This window comes from Streptomyces sp. NRRL F-5630 (assembly GCF_000719475.1).
Classification (GTDB): Bacteria; Actinomycetota; Actinomycetes; order Streptomycetales; family Streptomycetaceae; genus Streptomyces.
This window is the reverse complement of record NZ_JOGO01000013.1, coordinates 1-19,161: the sequence shown is the minus strand read 5'-3', so window position 1 is coordinate 19,161 and position 19,161 is coordinate 1. Positions and strand designations below refer to the sequence as shown.

Here is a 19,161-nt window from a genome sequence, read left to right as displayed (position 1 = left end):
GGGCTGGAGGGGGGCGCCGTGAGGAGCGGAGGAGGCCGCAGCGCGGGCGGAGGGAAGCCCTCGTACGGGGCGGAGGAGGCCTCGTACGGACCGGAGGAGCCGTCGTACGGGCCGGAGGAGCCCACCGGCACCCCGCACGGGCCGGAGAGGGCTGCCCCTCCCAGGCCGGGGCAGCCCCAGCACGCACCGCAGGGCTGCTCGCCTCGCGCGCCGGAGGGCGGCTCCGCACGGCTCACAGGCACCCCCGTACGACAACGGGCCCCGCGCCACAAGGCGTGCGGGGCCCGTCGGGCCGGAACCGGTTCGGCGACCGTCCCGCCGGAGGGCGGGCGCTCGCGGCTACTTCTTCTTGCCGCTGGGCTCGTCGCTGGAGAGGACGGCGATGAAGGCTTCCTGCGGAACCTCCACGGACCCCACCATCTTCATGCGCTTCTTCCCCTCCTTCTGCTTCTCCAGGAGCTTCCGCTTGCGGGAGATGTCGCCGCCGTAGCACTTGGCGAGGACATCCTTGCGGATGGCGCGGATCGTCTCGCGGGCGATGACCCGGGAGCCGATCGCGGCCTGCACCGGGACCTCGAAGGCCTGGCGCGGGATCAGCTCCCTGAGCTTGGCGACGAGCCGGACCCCGTAGGCGTACGCGGCGTCACGGTGGGTGATCGCCGAGAAGGCGTCGACCTTGTCGCCGTGCAGGAGGATGTCGACCTTGACGAGCTGCGCGGTCTGCTCGCCCGTGGGCTCGTAGTCGAGCGAGGCGTAGCCGCGCGTCTTGGACTTGAGCTGGTCGAAGAAGTCGAAGACGATCTCGGCGAGCGGCAGCGTGTAGCGGATCTCGACGCGGTCCTCGGAGAGGTAGTCCATGCCGAGGAGGACGCCGCGGCGGCCCTGGCACAGCTCCATGATCGAGCCGATGAACTCGCTCGGCGCGAGGATCGTGGCCCGCACCACCGGCTCGTACACCTCGTCGATCTTCCCCTCGGGGAACTCGCTCGGGTTGGTGACGGTGTGCTCGGTGCCGTCCTCCATGATCACTCGGTAGACCACGTTGGGCGCGGTCGCGATCAGGTCGAGACCGAATTCGCGCTCAAGCCGCTCACGGATGACGTCGAGGTGGAGCAGCCCGAGGAAGCCCACGCGGAAGCCGAAGCCGAGCGCGGCGGAGGTCTCGGGCTCGTAGACGAGCGCGGCGTCGTTCAGCTGGAGCTTGTCGAGAGCGTCGCGCAGCTCCGGGTAGTCCGAGCCGTCGAGCGGATAGAGACCCGAGAAGACCATGGGCTTCGGGTCCTTGTAGCCCCCGAGCGCCTCCTCGGCGCCCTTGGACTGACTGGTGATCGTGTCGCCGACCTTGGACTGCCGCACGTCCTTCACGCCCGTGATCAGGTACCCCACCTCGCCGACGCCGAGACCATCCGCGGCGAGCATTTCAGGCGAGTTCGTACCGATTTCGAGCAGTTCATGGGTCGCGCCGGTCGACATCATGCGGATGCGCTCGCGCTTGTTCAGCTGGCCGTCCACGACACGCACGTACGTGACGACGCCGCGGTACGAGTCGTACACCGAGTCGAAGATCATCGCGCGGGCCGGGGCGTCCTTGACCCCGACCGGGGCCGGGATCTGCGCGACGACCTGGTCGAGCAGCGCCTCGACACCCACACCGGTCTTCGCGGAGACCTTGAGCACGTCCTCGGGCCGGCAGCCGATGAGGTTCGCGAGTTCCTCGGAGAACTTCTCGGGCTGCGCGGCCGGGAGGTCGATCTTGTTGAGGACCGGGATGATCGTGAGGTCGTTCTCCATCGCCAGGTAGAGGTTGGCGAGGGTCTGCGCCTCGATGCCCTGGGCCGCGTCGACGAGGAGGATCGTCCCCTCACAGGCGGCGAGCGAGCGCGAGACCTCGTAGGTGAAGTCGACGTGACCGGGGGTGTCGATCATGTTGAGGATGTGGGTGCTGCCCTGCCCCTCCCCCTCGCTGGGGGCCCAGGGCAGCCGCACGGCCTGCGACTTGATCGTGATGCCGCGCTCCCGCTCGATGTCCATGCGGTCGAGGTACTGGGCGCGCATCTGCCGCTGCTCCACCACCCCGGTCAGCTGGAGCATCCGGTCGGCGAGCGTGGACTTGCCGTGGTCGATGTGCGCGATGATGCAGAAGTTCCTGATCAGCGCCGGGTCGGTACGGCTCGGCTCGGGCACATGGAGAGGGGTCGCGGGCACGCGGGGTCCTGATTCTTGAGGCGTCCGGCACGGAGCGGCCGGCCGCCTCTGGCTCGGGCTTCGGGCAGTCGGTCGGATATGCAGACACCCATCGTCCCATGCGCGACGGGCGACAGGCGGTTTGGGCCGCTCAGGGAGCGACTGCTAGCCTGGTGCACTGTGTGTCTCCCAGCCCTCTCAGCTTCGGGGACACGCGCACTCAACCGAAACATTCGCGCGGTTCCGGCCGCGCGCTTGCAGCTGAAAAGGCTCTTTCGTGGCGAACATCAAGTCCCAGATCAAGCGGAACAAGACGAACGAGAAGGCGCGCCTGCGCAACAAGGCCGTCAAGTCCTCGCTCAAGACCGCGATCCGCAAGGCCCGCGAGGCCGCTGCCGCGGGTGACGCGGAGAAGGCCCAGGAGCTGACGCGTGTCGCCACGCGCAAGCTCGACAAGGCCGTCTCCTCCGGCGTCATCCACAAGAACCAGGCCGCCAACAAGAAGTCGGCGCTTGCTTCGAAGGCCGCCTCCCTCCAGGGCTGAGCCTCCTCCGCCTTCCGGCACCGACCGTCGTCCCCGGGACGGCGGGGACCCAGCGGGCCCTCTCTACCGCTCCCCGTCCCGTCCCGACAGATCCCGTATGCGGCCTAGCGTTCGCCACGCGGGTGCGGGATCGCGCCGGTTCCTCACCGCCGAAGGCACACAGGACTCGACCGAGAACCCCGCCACCGTCCACGCGACGGGGCGGGGTTCTCGGCATTGTCGGCACGACGGCCACCGGGGTACTGGCAGGTGGCCACCGGGGGTACCGGCCCGGTCGCCACGCGGGGGTGCTGCGGGCACGGCGAGCCGACGGGCCGGGGCGGCCGAACCCGCCGACGAGCGGCCGACCGCCGCCAGGCGGCCGACCCCGCCGACTGCCTGGGCGGGGAACGCGTCACGGTCTCCCGGAACTCGCGTCTCGCCCCGCCCCGGGCCCCTCGACGCCGGGCCACGGGTAGGCCGGGCCCACGCGTACGAGGAGGGGGTCGTCGTGATCTTGAGCGACCCCGAGGACCACGAGTTTCGCTGGTCAGAGTCCTGCCGACAGATCTTGGCCACTGCTGGCGGATCTCGGCCGCTCTGCTGATGGTTTCCGGCTGCGGCCTCGGGCGGGTGCCGCCGCCGGTTGTCCGCGAACGGCGCCGAGCGCTCGCACCCGGGGAACCGGCCGACCCGGGGGCGACCTGGCGCCGACGTGGCTGGACCGGGTCGGCTCAGCGGCGGGAGCGTGCCGCGCGGGCGATCGTCACGATGGCCTTCTCCAGGGCGTACTCCGGGTCGTCGCCGCCGCCCTTCACCCCCGCGTCGGCCTCGGCCACCGCACGGAGCGCGACGGAGACGCCGTCCGGAGTCCATCCGCGCATCTGCTGCCGCACCCGGTCGATCTTCCACGGGGGCATGCCCAGCTCGCGGGCCAGGTCGGCGGGGCGCCCGCCCCGCGCCGAGGAGAGCTTGCCGATGGCCCGTACTCCTTGCGCGAGCGCGCTCGTGATCATGACGGGAGCGACGCCCGTGGAGAGCGACCAGCGCAGCGCCTCCAGCGCCTCGGCGGCCCGGCCCTCCACGGCCCGGTCGGCCACCGTGAAGCTCGACGTCTCCGCGCGGCCCGTGTAGTACCGCCCGACGATCGCCTCGTCGATCGTGCCCTCGACGTCCGCGGTGAGCTGCGAGACCGCCGCGGCCAGCTCGCGCAGATCGCTGCCGATCGCGTCCACGAGCGTCTGGCACGCCTCGGGCGTCGCCGCACGTCCCGCCGTACGGAACTCGGTGCGGACGAAGGCGAGCCGGTCGGCCGGCTTCGTCATCTTCGGGCAGGGGACCTCCCGCGCCCCGGCCTTGCGCGCCGCGTCGAGCAGCCCCTTGCCCTTGGCCCCGCCCGCGTGGCACAGCACCAGCACGACCTCGTCCACGGGCGAGGGCAGATAGCCCTTGACCTCCTTGACCGCGTCGGCGGAGAGGTCCTGCGCGTTCCGCACGACGAGGACCTTGCGCTCCGCGAAGAGGGAGGGACTCGTCAGCTCGGCGAGCCCTCCGGGCTGGAGCTGGTCGGGCGTGAGTTCGCGCACATCGGTGTCGGCGTCGGCGGCCCGCGCGGCGAGCACCACCTGCCGCACCGCGCGGTCGATCAGCAACTCCTCCTGCCCCACGGCGAGCGTGAGCGGAGCGAGCGGGTCGTCGTCAGCGTTTTTCCTGGCCATCAGGGCCAAGCATCCCACGCGCCACCGACAACGACCCCGCTCCTGCCGAGGGCCACCCGCCCGCGGTCACGGTTCCCGTTCTCGCAGTCACGGTGCCTCGAACCGGCCGCACAGGGGCGCCCGGTGCCGGGCATCAGGGCGTCCCGCGCAGGCCATCCGCGTGCCTCGTGGCGGGGGTCAGGGCGTCTCGTTGCGAGAGTCAGGGCGGCCCGCGCGCGTCGTCAAGGTGTCTCGCGTCAGCCGTCAGCGCGCCTCGTGCCCACCGCCAGCGCGGCCCGTACCCACCCTCAGCGCGGCCCGTGCCCCCTCAGCGCCGCCCGTGCTCCGCCGTCAGGGCGTCTCGCGCCAGCCGTCCCACTCGCGCGCGAACTCGTCCAGCTCCTGCGCCTCGAACTCCCCGGCCTCTTCGGGGAGCACGATCAGCCACTGGGCGTCCTCGGCGTCGTCCTCACCGGCCAGGGCCTCACGCACGATCTCCGGCTCGGCCCCCAGCTCATAGCGGCGGGCCAGTTCCTCGGCCGCCTCCTCGGCGGCGTCACGGTCGGGCAGCACCAGTACGTGCGCCACGTTCAGGTCGTTCTCGTCGGTCACGCGGAAATCCTGCCGCACGCTCCGGGCCATCCCGCCCACGGGGTCCGTAACCGCCCGCCACCTCACCCCTGCTTCGGGACGACCTGGACGTCCAGCTCGATGGTGATGGTCGGGCCGACCACGGCGATCCCGCGCGCGAGCATCGTCTGCCAGCTCACGGTGTAGTCGTCTCGGTGCAGTTCGGTCGTCGCCCGGCACGCCGCCCGCTGCTCCCCCTCCATGCCGTTGCCCTGGCCGAGGTAGTCGACGTCGAGCGTCACCGTACGCGTCACCCCGTGGAGTGACAGCGCGCCGGTGACGCCCCAGCGACCCCCGCCCCGGTGCGTGAACCGATCGCTGTAGAACTCCAGCGTGGGGTACGCCCCCACGTCGAGGAAGTCCGAGGAGCGCAGGTGGTCGTCCCGCATCTGCACGTTCGTGTCGATCGAGGCCGCGTCGATCAGCACGTGCATCGCGAAGTCCTCGACGCGTTCGCCGATCCGTACGACCCCGGCGAAGGTGTTGAACCTCCCCCGCACCCGGGCGAGCCCGATGTGCCGCGCGGTGAACGCGATCGACGAGTGCGCCGGGTCGATCTCCCAGTCCCCCGGCGCCGGCAACGCGGGCGGCGCCGCCACCTGGAGAGTGAGCGCCCCGAGGTCGGTGTGCTCCCCGTCCCGTACGAGGACATCGCCCCGGTGCGGCGTGTATCCCTCACTCCCGATCGCGAGCCGGTACCCACCCTCCCGGACCGAGACCACGAAGGAACCGAAGGGATCGGCTTCCCCGGTGGCGATCTTCCGCCCCCGCTCATCGGTGAGTGAGCACTCCGCCCCGGCGAGCGGCTCGCCGACCGGATCGAGCACCCGGCAGCTGAACAGCCCCGCTCCGTCCGGGAGAACCGCCTCCGCGAGCGCCGTCCTCCCACGCCCGCCACTCACACGGTTCTTCGTCCCCAGGCCGAACATCTACCGGACACCCCTGCTTTTCGTGATCGATTTGAGCCGCTTCAGGCTCAAACATTCGACCACTGCTGAGGCTTTCGAGGCAACACGGGACCACATCGCAGGAATGCCGGAGACCCCCCAAGCTCCCCTCTTTGACCTGAATTTGGCATTCCAGTTGGCGTCTTCCCAGCTCACTTCCGTTACGTGGGGTAATCCCAGCCTCTCCCTCAGGTATATCCCACCGTCGCTCATGAGCACTTGCCCGTCGCTCCCCTGCCCGCACGGCGCACCCAGGAAGTCGACGAGCTGCGCGGTGTCGTACGGGAGTCCGAGCCGCCCGAGCGGCATCGCGGCGCCCACACGCTCCCGTCACGCCCCGTGTCTCCTCCGGCGTCCGCCCGGTGCCGACAAGCTCCGGGGTGAGCACCTTCCCGCGACGCCGGGCCCGGCCAGTCCCCGCGCCGCCACGAGTGATCCTTTCCGGCGCCTATTTGTTCGCCGCGTCCGGCAGATGGCCAGCCGTGGGGACACTCGCGAGCGCCACCATCCGCACACTGCCGTGCAGGCCCCTGAACCACCTGCACCACCTCCCGAACCCCCTCGCCATCAGCCAGCTTTCCCGCGCGTGCACCGCGAAGTGCCCGTCGAAGCTCTCCACGGTCACGTCGAGCAGCCCCGATTCGGCCGCCTCCCAGTGACACAGCGCCAGAGCAGTCACTGAGCCGAACCGGCCCTCCTCCTGCGCGAAGCCCCCTCTTGCGTTCCGGTGTCCGCGGCGTCCGCCTCGATCGCTGCGCACGCCGCCCTGCCCGTCCCGTACTCCGCGCGTTCCGCCCGGATCGCCTCGCTCGCTTCTTCCTCCTCACCCCCCTCCCTCCGCGCCCCGTACGCGTTACACGAGGTCAACGCGATGTCCCACCCCGAAGATCGCCAGTCGGCGCACCACCCGGTTCCCCACCGCGCACCCCACCCCAGTCACCAGCGCGCCAGGCCGCGCACCCGTCGCGACCGCAACTTCTCCGCTCGCGGTCATTCCCTCGTGCTTTGCTCCTCCGGTCCCTCCGGACTCTCCGGCCCTGTCTTCCACCCCTTTTCCCCTCCACCACACTCCCCACCGCGCCGTCCCACGCCCGCTCTTACCGCTCCCTGGACACCCCCAGCCGCACCGCCCCCTTTCTCTCACCATCCCCTTCCCGCCCACCGTTCCGCCCTGCAGCAGGACCTTCCGTCACGGCCAAGCCCCCGTGCTGATCGGTCCGTTCGACAAGCGCTCCGCCAGCGCGCAGGGCGTCGAGAGTACGAGGAGCCGGGTGCCCGTACCCGTTGTCGGCCCCGACCGAGACCAACGCGACCCGGGGCGCCACCCGCCGCATCCACTCCCCCTCCTGATAGGCCGACCCGTGGTGCGGGACCTTGAGCACGTCCACGCGCGGGGCACCGCCGGGGCGCCGCAGCAACTCCCGCTGCACAGCCGGTTCCACATCCCCTGCGAGCAACAGCCGCACTCCGCCCGTCTGCACCGACAGCACGAGACTCGCGTCATTGGGCCCCTCCTCGCCGACCAGGCCACCACCCGCGGGCGGCCACAGCACTTCCCAGCTCACCCCTCCCACCGCCCGCCGTTCGCCCGCCGCCGCGGTGAGGACGGGGACGCCCTGCTCCGCCGCCGTACGCCGCACCGCCGCCGCCTGTCCCGCGGGCTCCGCCAGAGCCGTCGTCTGCACCGCCCCGACCGCCCGGCCCCGCAGGACCCCTTCCAGCCCCGCCACGTGATCGGCGTGGAAGTGGCTCAGCAGCACAAGCGGCACCCGCCGCACCCCGAGCCGGTCGAGGCACCCGGCCACCCGGTCCGGATCGGGCCCGGCATCGACCACCACCGCGGTCCCCACCCCTGCGGCGAGGACGGTCGCGTCCCCCTGCCCCACGTCGCACATGGCGAACCGCCAACCGGCCGGCGGCCAAGCTCCCAGCACCCGCGTCACCGGCGCCGGCCGCACCACGACCAGCACCAGGAGCAGCGCGCACCCGCACACCAGCCACCGCGAGCGCAGGACCGTCCTGCCGAGGGGGACGAGCACCAGCACCGTCCCCGCGAGCAGCCCTGCCCCCACCCAGCCACCGGGCCACGCGATCCCCGCTCCCGGCAGCGCGGCGCCCGCACGCGCCACCCCCGCCACCCACCGCACCGGCCACCCCGCGCACCAGGCCAGCGCCTGGGCGGGCGTCTGTCCCAGTGGCGCGAGCACCAGCGCGCCGAAGCCGAGCACGGTGGCCGGGGCGACGAGAGGCCCGGCAAGCAGGTTGCACGGCACGGCGACCAGGCTCACCCGTTCCGAGAGCAGCACCACCACCGGAGCGCACACCGCCTGCGCCGCTGCCGCCGCCGCGAGCCCTTCCGCCAGCCGCGACGGCACCCCGCGCCGCCGCAGTGCCGCGCTCCAGGACGGCGCCACCGTCAGGAGGGCGCCCGTCGCGAGGACCGAGAGGACGAAGCCGTAACTCCTCGCCAGCCACGGTTCCCACAACACGAGCGCGAGGACCACCGCCGCGAGTGCCGGCACCATCGACCTGCGCCGCCCGGTCGCGAGCGCCATCAGCGCCACCGCACCGCACCCCGCCGCCCGCACCACACTCGGTTCCGCCCCGCACACGATCACGAACCCCGCGCACAGCGCACCCCCTGCCGCCGCCGTCCCCCGCAACGACAGACCGAGCCGGGGAGCGAGCCCACCCCGCTCCGCCAGCGCGGCCCGCCCCTGCGGCCCGAGGAGCAGTGCGAGCAGGACCGCGAAGTTTCCCCCGCTGACCGCGAGGAGGTGGGTCAAGTCGGTGGCCTGGAAGACCCGTTCGAGTTCCGGCGTCAGCCCGGAGGTGTCGCCCACGACGAGTCCCGGCAACAAGGCGCGCGCGTCCGGGTGCAGCGGTGCCACCGCCCCGCGCAGGCCATCGCGCAGCTTGCCCGCCAGCCGCTCCGCCACGGAAGGCTGTCCCACCAGGACGGGCCCCGCCTCGCCGTGTACGCGCGCCACGGCCGCCGCCCGCTGCCCCGGTGCCCACGGAGAAGCCCACCGGAAGCGGGCCCGCACCCGCGTCGTGGGGAGCAACCGCGACCACTCCCGCGCTTTCTTCTCCCGCCCCGGCTCCATGACACCGTCCACCACCACGAGCACCGGCGTCCGTACCCGGACCATCCGCCCGCCCCGCACCTCGACCTCCCGCACCTCCCCTTCCCACAGCAGTTCTCCCGGCAGTTCCCTGCCTCCCCGCACCGCCGGTGGCCGCGCACGGGGCTCACCCGTCACCTCGACGACCGCCTCCGTCACCGCACCGTCCCGCGCCAGCCCCGGCACGGGCCCTCGCTCGACGTCGGCCCTCCCCACGGCTGCCGACGCCGCTCCTGCGCCGATGCACACGAGCACGGCCGCGACCATCCAGCGCCGCCCGCTCTCACCCCTTCCCGTCCTCTCACCCTTCCCACCGAGAAGCAGCAATCCCCCACCGACCGCCCCGCACACCACCGCGATCCAGATCCCGGCCCAAGCCGACAGCCCCAGCACGAGGGCTGCCGCGCCCCAGGCCCCCAGCGCGGGGAGCACAAGCCGCAGATCCACACCCTCCTGGCGACCCGCCCCCTTGCTCCCGGGCCCGGCCGACACCTCGCTCTTGGTCCCAGGCCCGGCCAACACCTCACCGGACCCCTCCTCCTCCCCGGGCGCGGTCGCACCCGCACCCCTGACGCTTCTGGTCCCCATCACTTCCCTCGCGACGGCCTCCTTCCGTCGTCCGCGTTCCTTGACCCCGTTCACAGCCGCACGTACTCCCGCAGTTCGGCGAAGCGCCGTTCACCGATACCGGTCACCTCGCGCAACTCGTCCACCGAGCCGAACCCACCGTGCGTGACACGGTGATCGAGGATGCGCTGGGCCAGGACGGGACCGACCCCGGGGAGACCGTCGAGCTGATCCAGCGAGGCCGCGTTGAGCGAGACGGGCGCCCCCGGAGCCGGGCCCGCGCCCGTAGCACCACCCGTACCCGCGCCGTCCGAGGCGGGCGCCTGTCCCGGCTTCGCCCCCGGCCCGGCGGCGAAGCCCCCCGACGGCGGGGAGCCGACCCAGACCAGCTCACCGTCGACCAACGGGCGTGCGCGATTGAGCCCTTGGAGATCCGCGCCCTTCCGCACCCCTCCGGCCGCTCGCAGTGCGTCCTCCACCCGGGAACCCTGCGCCAGCCTCCGTACCCCGGGCTCCCGCACCTCCCCGCCCACATCCACGACCAGCGCGCCGCGATCCGCCCCGGGAGCCGGACCGGCACCCCGATCCCCCTCCGTGCCACCGCCCTCGTCCGTGCCCCCGCCCCCTTCCGTCCGGCCACCGGAAGGCGTGGCCTTCGCCTGCGCCCCGTCCACGGCTGTCGCCCCGACCGGCGTCGCGTGCTCGGCCGCGGGAACGGCGACCGGCTGCGGACGGGCGGACCACCAGTGCTGGACGGCGAAAGCGAGAAGGCCGAGCAGCACGACTGCCAGGGCCAGCGCTCCTCGTCGTTCGAGCGCGAAGCGCGACCGCAGCCACAACGGGAGGTGGTCGGCGACCGCACTCATCCCGCGCCGGAACGGCGAACCGGCGGCGGAGGTTCCCGGTCCCGGCGCCCCTCGCGGAGGTGCCTTTGCCGCGTGCCGGGCCCACGGCGCCTCCCCGAGCCCCGCGTACGTCGGTCCGGAAGCTCCGAGTGCGAGCGCAGCGTTGGTGTCTGTACGTCGTTCCATGTCACCGAACGTAATCGACGCCTACGACACCGCTCGCCCCGAGAACGAAATCTGTGGATAACTTCGCGCAACCCGATTTTTCTCTCACGCAAGAGAGTGATGAGAGTGAGCGACGACCCGCGGCAGAGACCAACTCCCCTGTGGATAACTTCCCCTGATGCGCAACTCAGCGGCCGAGCACGGGGAGTGACCAATCAGCGGGGAAGAGTCGCTCAGCGGGGAGAGACCACGACCCCCAGCAGCCCCGGCCCGGTGTGCGCGCCGATCACGGCGCCCACTTCGCTCACGTACAGCGACACCGTCCCCGGCACGCGGGCGCGCAACCGCTCGGCGAGGGCCTCGGCGCGGTCGGCGGCGTCCAGGTGATGGACGGCGAGATCCACCTGCCCCGCCCCCGCGCGCTCTGCGACGATCTCTTCCAGACGGGCGACGGCCTTGGCCGTGGTGCGGACCTTCTCCAGCGGCTCGACCCGGCCCCCGGTCAGCTGGAGCAGCGGCTTCACCGCCAGAGCGGAACCGAGGAGCGCCTGCGCGGTCCCGATCCGGCCGCCGCGCCGCAGGTGGTCGAGGGTGTCGAGGCAGAAGTACGCGGAGGTGCCGGCGGCACGTTTCTCGGCCGCCGCCACGATCTCCTCGGCCGTACCGCCTGCCGCGGCCTGCTCGGCGGCGCTGAGCGCGCAGAAGCCGAGCGCCATGGCGACCGCACCGGTGTCGACGACGCGCACGGGCACCGCGGCGTCCCGTCCCGCGAGGGCGGCCGCGTCGTACGTACCGGAGAGTTCTGAGGACAGGTGCAGCGAGACGATGGCGGACGCCCCGTCCTCCGCGAGCCGATGGTAGGTGCGCGCGAACGCCTCGGGGCCGGGCCGCGACGTCGTCACGGGACGGTGTTTGCGCAGGGCCTGAGCGAGCGCCCCGGGCGAGATCTCCGCCCCTTCTTCGTACGCGCTGCCGTCGAGCACGACCGTCAGGGGCACGGAGGTGATGCCGTGTCGCGCACTCGTCCCGGGCGGCAGGTAGGCCGTGGAATCAGTGACGATCGCGACATGGCGTGACATGGCTCGGAGGTTACCTGGCCCGCGCAGCCCCTGGCAGCCCGCCCCCACCCAGCTAGGAGGGTGAGAGGGGCAAAGGGAGTGACAGGGACGGTGAGGGCCACAGCGGGCAGGCGGGGCGAGGCCGCCCGTATGTCACTCCGGGCGGGGCTGCTCTTGCGGCTTCTTCAGGAGACGCTCCCACGGGTGCGGTGCGGGCCGCGGCCGGTCGAGCGAGGGCGGCGGGGCCTGCCCGGAAGTCGGCGCGGCACCGTCGTCCCAGCGCTGCGCCACCGTGTCGGCGTCCGGCACTGCCGGCGCGGCCGGCCAGGGCTGCGGGGCCGGTTCGGGGCCTTCCGCGGGCGCCCAGTGGCGCAGGGCACCGGTCTCCATGTCGATCTGCCGGCTCAGCGCGTCCAGCTCGTCGTCCGCTTCGTGGTGCGCGCGGTCCCTGAGGGCGTGGCGCAGGCCGTCCGCCGCTCGCACGATCTTCTGAGTACGGTCGCGGAGCGCGGGCAGTTCGGCGGCGAGCGCCGCGCGGTCCGGGTCGTTCTCCAGGCGCCGCAACTCGTCGTCCAGCGCGTGCCCGTGCACGCTCAGGCGGCGGAAGAGGTCGCGGGACTCGGCGAGACCACCGTCGTCGCCCGCCCGCGCGGCGAGGGATTCCTGCGTCGCCCTCATCGAGTTCCGCAGCGAGAGCCGCAGCCCGGCGATCTCCCCGTGCGGGCCGGGGCGGGCGTAGGAGCGCGCCTTGAGCGTGGAGTCCTCGACCGCCCTGCGGGCCTGGTGCACCGTGCGGTCCACGCCGCGCTTGGCCGCGCCCGCCACCTTGACGACCACGTAGGCGCCGGTGGCGACGAACAGCACGAAGAGCAACGCTAGGACGATGAGCACGGCTGACATCGGGTCCCCTTCCACCGGCGGTCACGCGGTACTTCTCCAAGGTAAACGGCGAAGGGTGGATCAGGGGCCTCGCGAACCCTGATCCACCCCCTAGGGGAAAACCCCTATAGACACGGTGCGTGAACATCACGCACGCTGTGTGCATGAACGTGATCACGCACCGTGTCGCCGGTGTCCTTCGCGCCGTCCGGGCGCCTACCGCTTCGCACGGTCCCGGTTCAGGCCGTCACGATGTTGACCAGCTTCGGGGCCCGCACGATGACCTTGCGGACATCGGCGCCCCCCAGGGCCGCCACGACGCGCTCGTCGGAGAGAGCGATCTTCTCCAGGTCGCCGTCGGTGATCTCCGGGGAGACCTCCAGGCGCGCCTTGACCTTGCCCTTGATCTGCACGACGCACGTCACGGTCTCGTCCACGACATAGGCCGGGTCGGCGACGGGGAAGGGCTGGTGGACGACGCTGTCCTCGTGCCCGAGGCGCCGCCACAGCTCCTCGGAGATGTGCGGCGCGAGCGGCGCGACCATCAGTACGAGCGCCTCGGCGACCGGGCGGGAGAGCGGGCCGCCCGCCTTCGTCAGGTGGTTGTTCAGCTCGGTGATCTTCGCGATCGCCGTGTTGAACCGCATCGCCTCCAGATCGTGGCGCGTGCCGTCGATCGCCTTGTGCAGCGCGCGCAGCGTGGCTTCGTCCGGCGCGTCCTCGGTGACCGTCAGGGCACCGCTCGCCTCGTCCACGAGGTTGCGCCACAGGCGCTGCAACAGCCGGAACTGGCCGACGACCGCGCGCGTGTCCCAGGGACGCGAGACGTCCAGGGGACCCATCGCCATCTCGTACAGGCGCAGCGTGTCGGCCCCGTACTCGGCGCAGATCTCGTCGGGCGTCACCGCGTTCTTCAGCGACTTGCCCATCTTGCCGAGCAGGCGCGAGACCTTCTCGCCCTGGTAGTAGTACGCCCCGTCGCGCTCCTCCACCTCGGCGGCGGGCACCGCGACGCCGCGGCTGTCGCGGTAGACGAAGGCCTGGATCATGCCCTGGTTGTAGAGCTTGTGGAACGGCTCGGCGGAGGAGACGTAGCCCAGGTCGAAGAGCACCTTGGACCAGAAACGCGCGTACAGCAGGTGGAGCACGGCGTGCTCGGCGCCGCCGACGTAGAGGTCGACGCCGCCGGTCGGCATGCCCTCGCGCGGCCCCATCCAGTACTGCTCGATCTCGGGGTCGACGAACTGCCGCTCGTTGTGCGGGTCGAGATAGCGCATCTCGTACCAGCACGAACCGGCCCAGTTGGGCATGGTGTTGGTCTCGCGGCGGTACGTGCGCGGCCCGTCGCCCAGGTCGAGGGTGACGTTGACCCAGTCCTCGTTGCGCGAGAGCGGGGTCTCGGGCTCGGCGGTGGCGTCGTCCGGGTCGAAGGTGCGCGGCGAGTAGTCCTCGATCTCGGGCAGTTCGAGAGGCAGCATCGACTCGGGCAGCGAGTGGGCGATGCCGTCCTCGTCGTAGACGATCGGGAAGGGCTCACCCCAGTACCGCTGACGGCTGAACAGCCAGTCACGCAGCCGGTAGTTGATGGTGCTCTCGCCGAGTCCCCGCGCGGTCAGCCACGAGGTGATCCGCGCCTTGGCATCGGTGACACCGAGGCCGTCCAGGCTGATGTGCTCGTTCGCGGAGTTGACGAGCTTCGCCTCGTACGAGGAGAAGGCGTCGTCCCACGTGGCGGGGTCCTCGCCGCGGCCGTCCGTGGGCGCGACGACGCAGCGCAGGGGCAGCTCGAAGGCGCGGGCGAAGGCGAAGTCACGGCTGTCGTGGGCGGGCACGGCCATGATCGCGCCGGTGCCGTAGCCCATCAGCACGTAGTCCGCGATGAAGACGGGGACGCGTTCGCCCGAGACGGGGTTGGTCGCGAAGGTGCCGGTGAAGACACCGGTCTTGTCCTTGGCCTCGGCCTGGCGCTCGACGTCCGACTTGGCCGCGGCCTGGGCCCGGTAGGCGGCGACGGCGTCGGTGGGGGTGGCGTGCCCCCCGGTCCACGCCTCGCGGGTGCCCTCGGGCCAGCTCGCGGCGGTGATCTCCTCGACGAGCTCGTGCTCGGGGGCGAGGACCATGTAGGTGGCGCCGAACAGGGTGTCCTGCCGGGTGGTGAAGACGGTGATGTCCCGCGCCTCGCCCGTGGCGGTGGTGACGGGGAAGTCGACGCGGGCACCCTCGGAGCGGCCGATCCAGTTGCGCTGCTGGAGCTTGATCGCCTCGGGCCAGTCCAGCCCGTCCAGGTCGTCGATCAGGCGGTCCGCGTAGGCGGTGATGCGCATGTTCCACTGGCGCAGCTTCGCCTTGAAGACGGGGAAGTTGCCGCGCTCGGAGCGGCCGTCGGCAGTGACCTCTTCGTTGGCCAGGACCGTGCCCAGGCCCGGCGCCCAGTTGACCGGCGCTTCGGAGGCGTAGGCGAGGCGGTACTCGCTCAGCAGGTCGGCGCGCTCGGTGGCGTCCAGCTCCGCCCACGGGCGGCCGTCGGGGGTGGGGCGGGTACCGGCGGCGAACTGCTCGATCAGCTCCTCGATCGGGCGCGCCTTGCCGGCCTCGGTGTCGTACCACGAGTTGAAGATCTTGACGAAGATCCACTGCGTCCAGCGGTAGAACTCCGGGTCGATCGTGGCGACGGAGCGGCGCTTGTCGTGACCGAGGCCCAGCCTGCGCAGTTGCTGGCGCATGTTGGCCATGTTGGCCTCGGTGGAGATACGGGGGTGGGTGCCGGTCTGCACCGCGTACTGCTCGGCGGGCAGCCCGAAGGCGTCGAAGCCCAGCGTGTGGAGGACGTTGTGCCCGGTCATCCGCTGGTAGCGGGCGAAGACGTCGGTGGCGATGTAGCCCAGCGGGTGGCCGACGTGCAGCCCGGCGCCCGAGGGGTACGGGAACATGTCCATGACGTACTTCTTGGGGCGTGCGGCCAGTTCGGGGGAACCGGCCAGGTCACCCGTGGGGTTGGGGGCCTCGTACGTGCCGTGGGCGTCCCAGAAGTCCTGCCAGCGTGCCTCGATGTCGGCGGCGAGGGCCGCCGTGTAGCGGTGCGGCGCGGCCGTCTCGGCGGCGCCGGCGGGCCCGGCTGCGGAGGGGTTCGTCTGACTCATCGGTTCTCAAGACTCCATCGATCGCATCTGCTCCCGGAAACGAAAAAACCCCTCGCACAGGAGGGGACGCCGCGCCGATTCCGGCCACAAAGCCCGGTGGGTTCTCACCGAGAGCAAGGGTGGCGGGGACTGATCAGCGCGGCTCGCTAAGCAGAAGGCGTACGGCACGCATGGCGTCAGGGTACCGCAGAGCCCGCGACGCTCGCACGGAATGCCCGGCCCGTGGACGGGGCGGGACCGCGCGGGGCAGGGAAGTGGTTGCGCCGAGATGAGCCCGGGACTCCGACTCTCAGCACAAACGGCAAGCGGGCCACCCTTACCGGGTGACCCGCTCGATGAATCACTGTGGAGCTAAGGAGAATCGAACTCCTGACCTCTTGCATGCCATGCAAGCGCTCTACCAACTGAGCTATAGCCCCGCACTCTTCGACACCTCCGAAGAGATGCTTCACAGTCGGTGCCACCGGGCCGGTCGGGCCGTTTCCCTGGCGACATCGAGAACCTTAGCGGGTCCCCCGGCCGTCCACCAAATCCACTGTCGGCAGCGACGCGATGCCCGGTTCGGGCCGCTTCCAGCAACCGACTCCGGTGGAAACGCCGAGGTCAGGCGGAGGCGAAGGAGTAGAAGCGCTTCAGCGTGCAGTGCTCGTCGAGGAGGCGGCCGTAGATCGGCTCGCCCTCCAGCTCGCGGTACGTCTCGATCGGGTCACCGGTGATGATCAGCGCCCGGGCACACTCTTCGCACCAGTACTGGTAGCGGCTGCTGACCGGCTCCATGTCGCGGACGATCGGCGTCCCGCTGCCGCACCAGTCGCACGTCCTCCTGTGCGCGCCCAAGCGGTCACCTCCGCCCTTCGCCGCGAGGGGCGGCACAGGCCGGGGTGCCTCCGGGAGAGCGAGAGGGCTCCCCGCAGACGTGCACAGGCATGCCGCGCTCCCTCCTGAGGCCCGTCTCCCCTGCCGGACGTCCGATTCTGCCATGGGCCGGGCCGCGGGGTCAGTCCTGCGGGAATACCGGTACGGACACGGTCCTCCGCTCGGCGACGGGAGACGCCGCCGGACCGGGAGGCCGTACGCGCCCGGCAACGCGAAAGGTCCCACCCGAGGGTGGGACCTTTTCCTGTGGAGCTAAGGAGAATCGAACTCCTGACCTCTTGCATGCCATGCAAGCGCTCTACCAACTGAGCTATAGCCCCGCACGTTCGTCCCGCTCCGCGGGCCGGACAAGAAGAACTTTAGCCTGTGACCAGCCGGAAAGTGAAATCCGGTCCGGGCCCCACCCAGGAGGGGTGCGGGGCGGGTCACCGGCGGGGGCAGCCGGGGCGACGCGGGGGACCCCGTCGTTGATGGGGGCGGTGCGCCAGGCACGCCAGGGGGTGCGTCAGCGGAGGGGGCGCTTCGCGTACGGGCCGGGTGCGAACGCGCGGGCGGCGAGGGTTGGGCGTGGGAAGGGAGGGCCGGGCGCGGGGCGGCAGGGGCCGGGCGCAGGGCCCGAGGCACAGGCGGAGTGCCCAAGGGCTGAGCGTGCGAGCCGGGGGCGGGGGCCGGACGCGATGCGCGGGGCAGGGCGCGAAGCCCGGACACAGTGCGGGAGGGGCGGGCGCGGGGCTCCGAAAGCCGGACGCGCTGACGCCGCCCGGGCGGCGTCCGACGAGCGCTGTTGTGCCCCGTACGGGTTCCGTTTTCTCCCTGTAGCGGACAGGCGCCGACACTCATCACCCCTGAGGGTGAGCCGCGTCGCGGGTTCGCCGGAGTTATCCACAGATTTTGGCGGGTGGTGCGGAGAGGGTTGCGAACTGCGAAAGGATGGAATCGGGGTCGCCCCCCCAGGGAGGGTGGGGGCTGCCCCGGCGCACCCAGGCGCACCAGCCACCTCCCCCTCCCGAGCCCAGCTCAGCCCTCAGCCCCCAGCGGGGCACCCACTACTCCCCCAGCCCCCAACGGGGACACCCTCACCCAACCCCCAGCGGGGGCACCCCGCCCCAACCCCCATCGGGCCCCGCCCCCAACTCCCTCAAACCTCATCCCCCAGCACCGGCTCGGCCAGCGTGCCCGCGTTGTGCTCCAGCAGCCTCCACCCCCGGGCGCCCTCACCCAGGATCGACCAGCAGCAGTTGGAGAGGCCGCCCAGGCCCTCCCACTGGTACGGGTGGAGTCCGATGAGACGGCCGATCGTGGTGCGGATGGTGCCGCCGTGGCTCGTGACGACGAGGGTGCCGTCCTCGGGAAGTTTCTCGGCGTGGGCGAGGACGACGGGGGCCGCGCGCTCGGCGACCTCCGTCTCCAGTTCGCCGCCGCCCCGGCGTACGGGCTCACCGCGCTTCCACGCCGTGTACTCGTCCCCGTGGCGTTCGAGGATCTCCTCGTGCGTGAGGCCCTGCCACTTGCCCGCGTAGGTCTCGCGCAGGCCCCTGTCGAAGGTGATCTCCAGGCCGGTGAGCGCCGCGAGTTCGCCCGCCGTCTCGGCGGCGCGGCCCAGGTCGGAGGCGATGAGCGCGTCCGGGCGTAGCGAGGCGAGCAGCCGGGCCGCGCGCTTGGCCTGTGCGCGGCCCGTCTCGGTGAGCGGGACGTCGGTGTCGCCCTGGAAGCGGCGCTCCAGGTTCCATGCGGTCTGGCCGTGGCGCCACAGGATGATGCGGCGCCCGCGCGGCGCGGCCGGAATGGTCACCGCTACTCCCCTTCGATGCCGATGCGGTCGAAGTCCGCGAACTCCGGCTCCTCGGGAGCGGCGGCGAGCTGGGCCGCGTACTCGGCGCCTTTGCCCTTGGTCGCCTTGGCGTCCTCGGGCAGGTCGATCTCCGGGCAGTCCTTCCAGAGCCGTTCGAGCGCGTAGTAGACACGCTCCTCGGAGTGCTGGACGTGGACGACGATGTCGACGTAGTCGAGCAGGATCCAGCGGGCGTCGCGGTCCCCCTCGCGGCGGACGGGCTTGGCCCCGAGGTCCTTGGCGAGCCGCTCCTCGATCGCGTCGACGATCGACTTGACCTGGCGGTCGTTGGGGGCGGAGGCCAGCAGGAAGGCGTCCGTGATCGACAGCACATCGCTGACGTCGTACGCGATGATGTCGTGGGCGAGCTTGTCGGCGGCGGCCTGGGAGGCGGCCTTGATCAGCTCGATGGAGCGGTCCGTGGCGGTCACTGCACAGCTTTCGGGTAGGCGGGCATACAACCTCAAGGGTCTCACGCCGTCCGCCTCCCCCTCTCGGCGGATTTCACGGCGGTCACGCGAGCCGGGCCGGAGGACGTGACAGCCGGTACCGGAACAGCGCCGGACCCGAGGCCGGTCATCCCCGCCCCGCCCACGCGCCGAGAACCCGCCCTCCCCTCACCCACCACGCCGAACACCCGTCCCTCACCCGCCACGCCGAGCCCCCACCCCTCACCCGCCGGACGCCCCTGCCC

General features: G+C 71.9%; 14 protein-coding genes and 2 tRNA genes. 1 reads left to right on the top strand and 15 read right to left on the bottom strand.

The features are described from left to right. Window positions 1-339: 339 nt before the first annotated feature. Complete coding sequence (lepA, locus tag IF99_RS0108660; protein ID WP_030995782.1) at window positions 340-2,205, bottom strand: translation elongation factor 4; 1,866 nt, start codon at window positions 2,203-2,205, stop codon at window positions 340-342. 256 nt (window positions 2,206-2,461) lie between these two features. On the opposite strand from lepA, the gene rpsT reads away from it, so the two are divergent. Further along, on the top strand, window positions 2,462-2,728 hold the full coding sequence (gene rpsT / locus IF99_RS0108655) for a 30S ribosomal protein S20 (protein WP_030995781.1): 267 nt from the start codon (window positions 2,462-2,464) through the stop codon (window positions 2,726-2,728). Window positions 2,729-3,441: 713 nt separating this feature from the next. Here the strand turns inward: rpsT and holA are convergent. From holA to rsfS, 14 genes are all read right to left on the bottom strand, one after another. Continuing rightward, the gene (gene holA / locus IF99_RS0108650; protein ID WP_030995780.1) at window positions 3,442-4,425 is read right to left on the bottom strand and encodes a DNA polymerase III subunit delta; all 984 of its coding nucleotides are present in this window, start codon (window positions 4,423-4,425) and stop codon (window positions 3,442-3,444) included. Window positions 4,426-4,755: 330 nt separating this feature from the next. Beyond that, window positions 4,756-5,046 (bottom strand): hypothetical protein, encoded by a 291-nt coding sequence (locus tag IF99_RS0108645; RefSeq protein ID WP_051703414.1) that lies wholly within the window; start codon window positions 5,044-5,046, stop codon window positions 4,756-4,758. A 32-nt stretch (window positions 5,047-5,078) separates the two neighbouring features. Next, on the bottom strand, window positions 5,079-5,963 hold the full coding sequence (locus IF99_RS0108640; protein ID WP_030995778.1) for a YceI family protein: 885 nt from the start codon (window positions 5,961-5,963) through the stop codon (window positions 5,079-5,081). A gap of 466 nt (window positions 5,964-6,429) precedes the next feature. Next, the gene (locus IF99_RS34775; RefSeq protein WP_234340627.1) at window positions 6,430-6,660 is read right to left on the bottom strand and encodes a hypothetical protein; all 231 of its coding nucleotides are present in this window, start codon (window positions 6,658-6,660) and stop codon (window positions 6,430-6,432) included. A 418-nt stretch (window positions 6,661-7,078) separates the two neighbouring features. Next, a complete protein-coding gene (locus IF99_RS0108630) occupies window positions 7,079-9,694 on the bottom strand; it encodes a ComEC/Rec2 family competence protein (protein ID WP_420705655.1) in 2,616 nt (871 codons plus the stop codon). A 50-nt stretch (window positions 9,695-9,744) separates the two neighbouring features. Further along, on the bottom strand, window positions 9,745-10,539 hold the full coding sequence (locus IF99_RS0108625) for a ComEA family DNA-binding protein (RefSeq protein ID WP_234340626.1): 795 nt from the start codon (window positions 10,537-10,539) through the stop codon (window positions 9,745-9,747). Window positions 10,540-10,916: 377 nt separating this feature from the next. After that, window positions 10,917-11,762 carry a DegV family protein gene (locus IF99_RS0108620; RefSeq protein WP_030995775.1) on the bottom strand — a complete coding sequence of 282 codons (846 nt, stop codon included), beginning with the start codon at window positions 11,760-11,762 and terminating at the stop codon, window positions 10,917-10,919. 132 nt (window positions 11,763-11,894) lie between these two features. After that, a complete protein-coding gene (locus IF99_RS0108615; protein ID WP_030995774.1) occupies window positions 11,895-12,641 on the bottom strand; it encodes a hypothetical protein in 747 nt (248 codons plus the stop codon). Window positions 12,642-12,859: 218 nt separating this feature from the next. Beyond that, the gene (leuS, locus tag IF99_RS0108610; RefSeq protein ID WP_030995773.1) at window positions 12,860-15,760 is read right to left on the bottom strand and encodes a leucine--tRNA ligase; all 2,901 of its coding nucleotides are present in this window, start codon (window positions 15,758-15,760) and stop codon (window positions 12,860-12,862) included. Between the two features lie 346 nt (window positions 15,761-16,106). Further along, window positions 16,107-16,179: transfer RNA gene (locus IF99_RS0108605), tRNA-Ala, on the bottom strand. A gap of 184 nt (window positions 16,180-16,363) precedes the next feature. Next, window positions 16,364-16,597 carry a hypothetical protein gene (locus IF99_RS0108600; RefSeq protein WP_009065228.1) on the bottom strand — a complete coding sequence of 78 codons (234 nt, stop codon included), beginning with the start codon at window positions 16,595-16,597 and terminating at the stop codon, window positions 16,364-16,366. Between the two features lie 286 nt (window positions 16,598-16,883). Further along, a tRNA-Ala gene (locus IF99_RS0108595) sits at window positions 16,884-16,956 on the bottom strand. An 818-nt stretch (window positions 16,957-17,774) separates the two neighbouring features. Continuing rightward, window positions 17,775-18,428 (bottom strand): histidine phosphatase family protein, encoded by a 654-nt coding sequence (locus IF99_RS0108590; RefSeq protein WP_030995772.1) that lies wholly within the window; start codon window positions 18,426-18,428, stop codon window positions 17,775-17,777. A 2-nt stretch (window positions 18,429-18,430) separates the two neighbouring features. Next, the gene (rsfS, locus tag IF99_RS0108585; protein WP_007827137.1) at window positions 18,431-18,898 is read right to left on the bottom strand and encodes a ribosome silencing factor; all 468 of its coding nucleotides are present in this window, start codon (window positions 18,896-18,898) and stop codon (window positions 18,431-18,433) included. Between the last annotated feature and the right edge of the window lie 263 nt (window positions 18,899-19,161).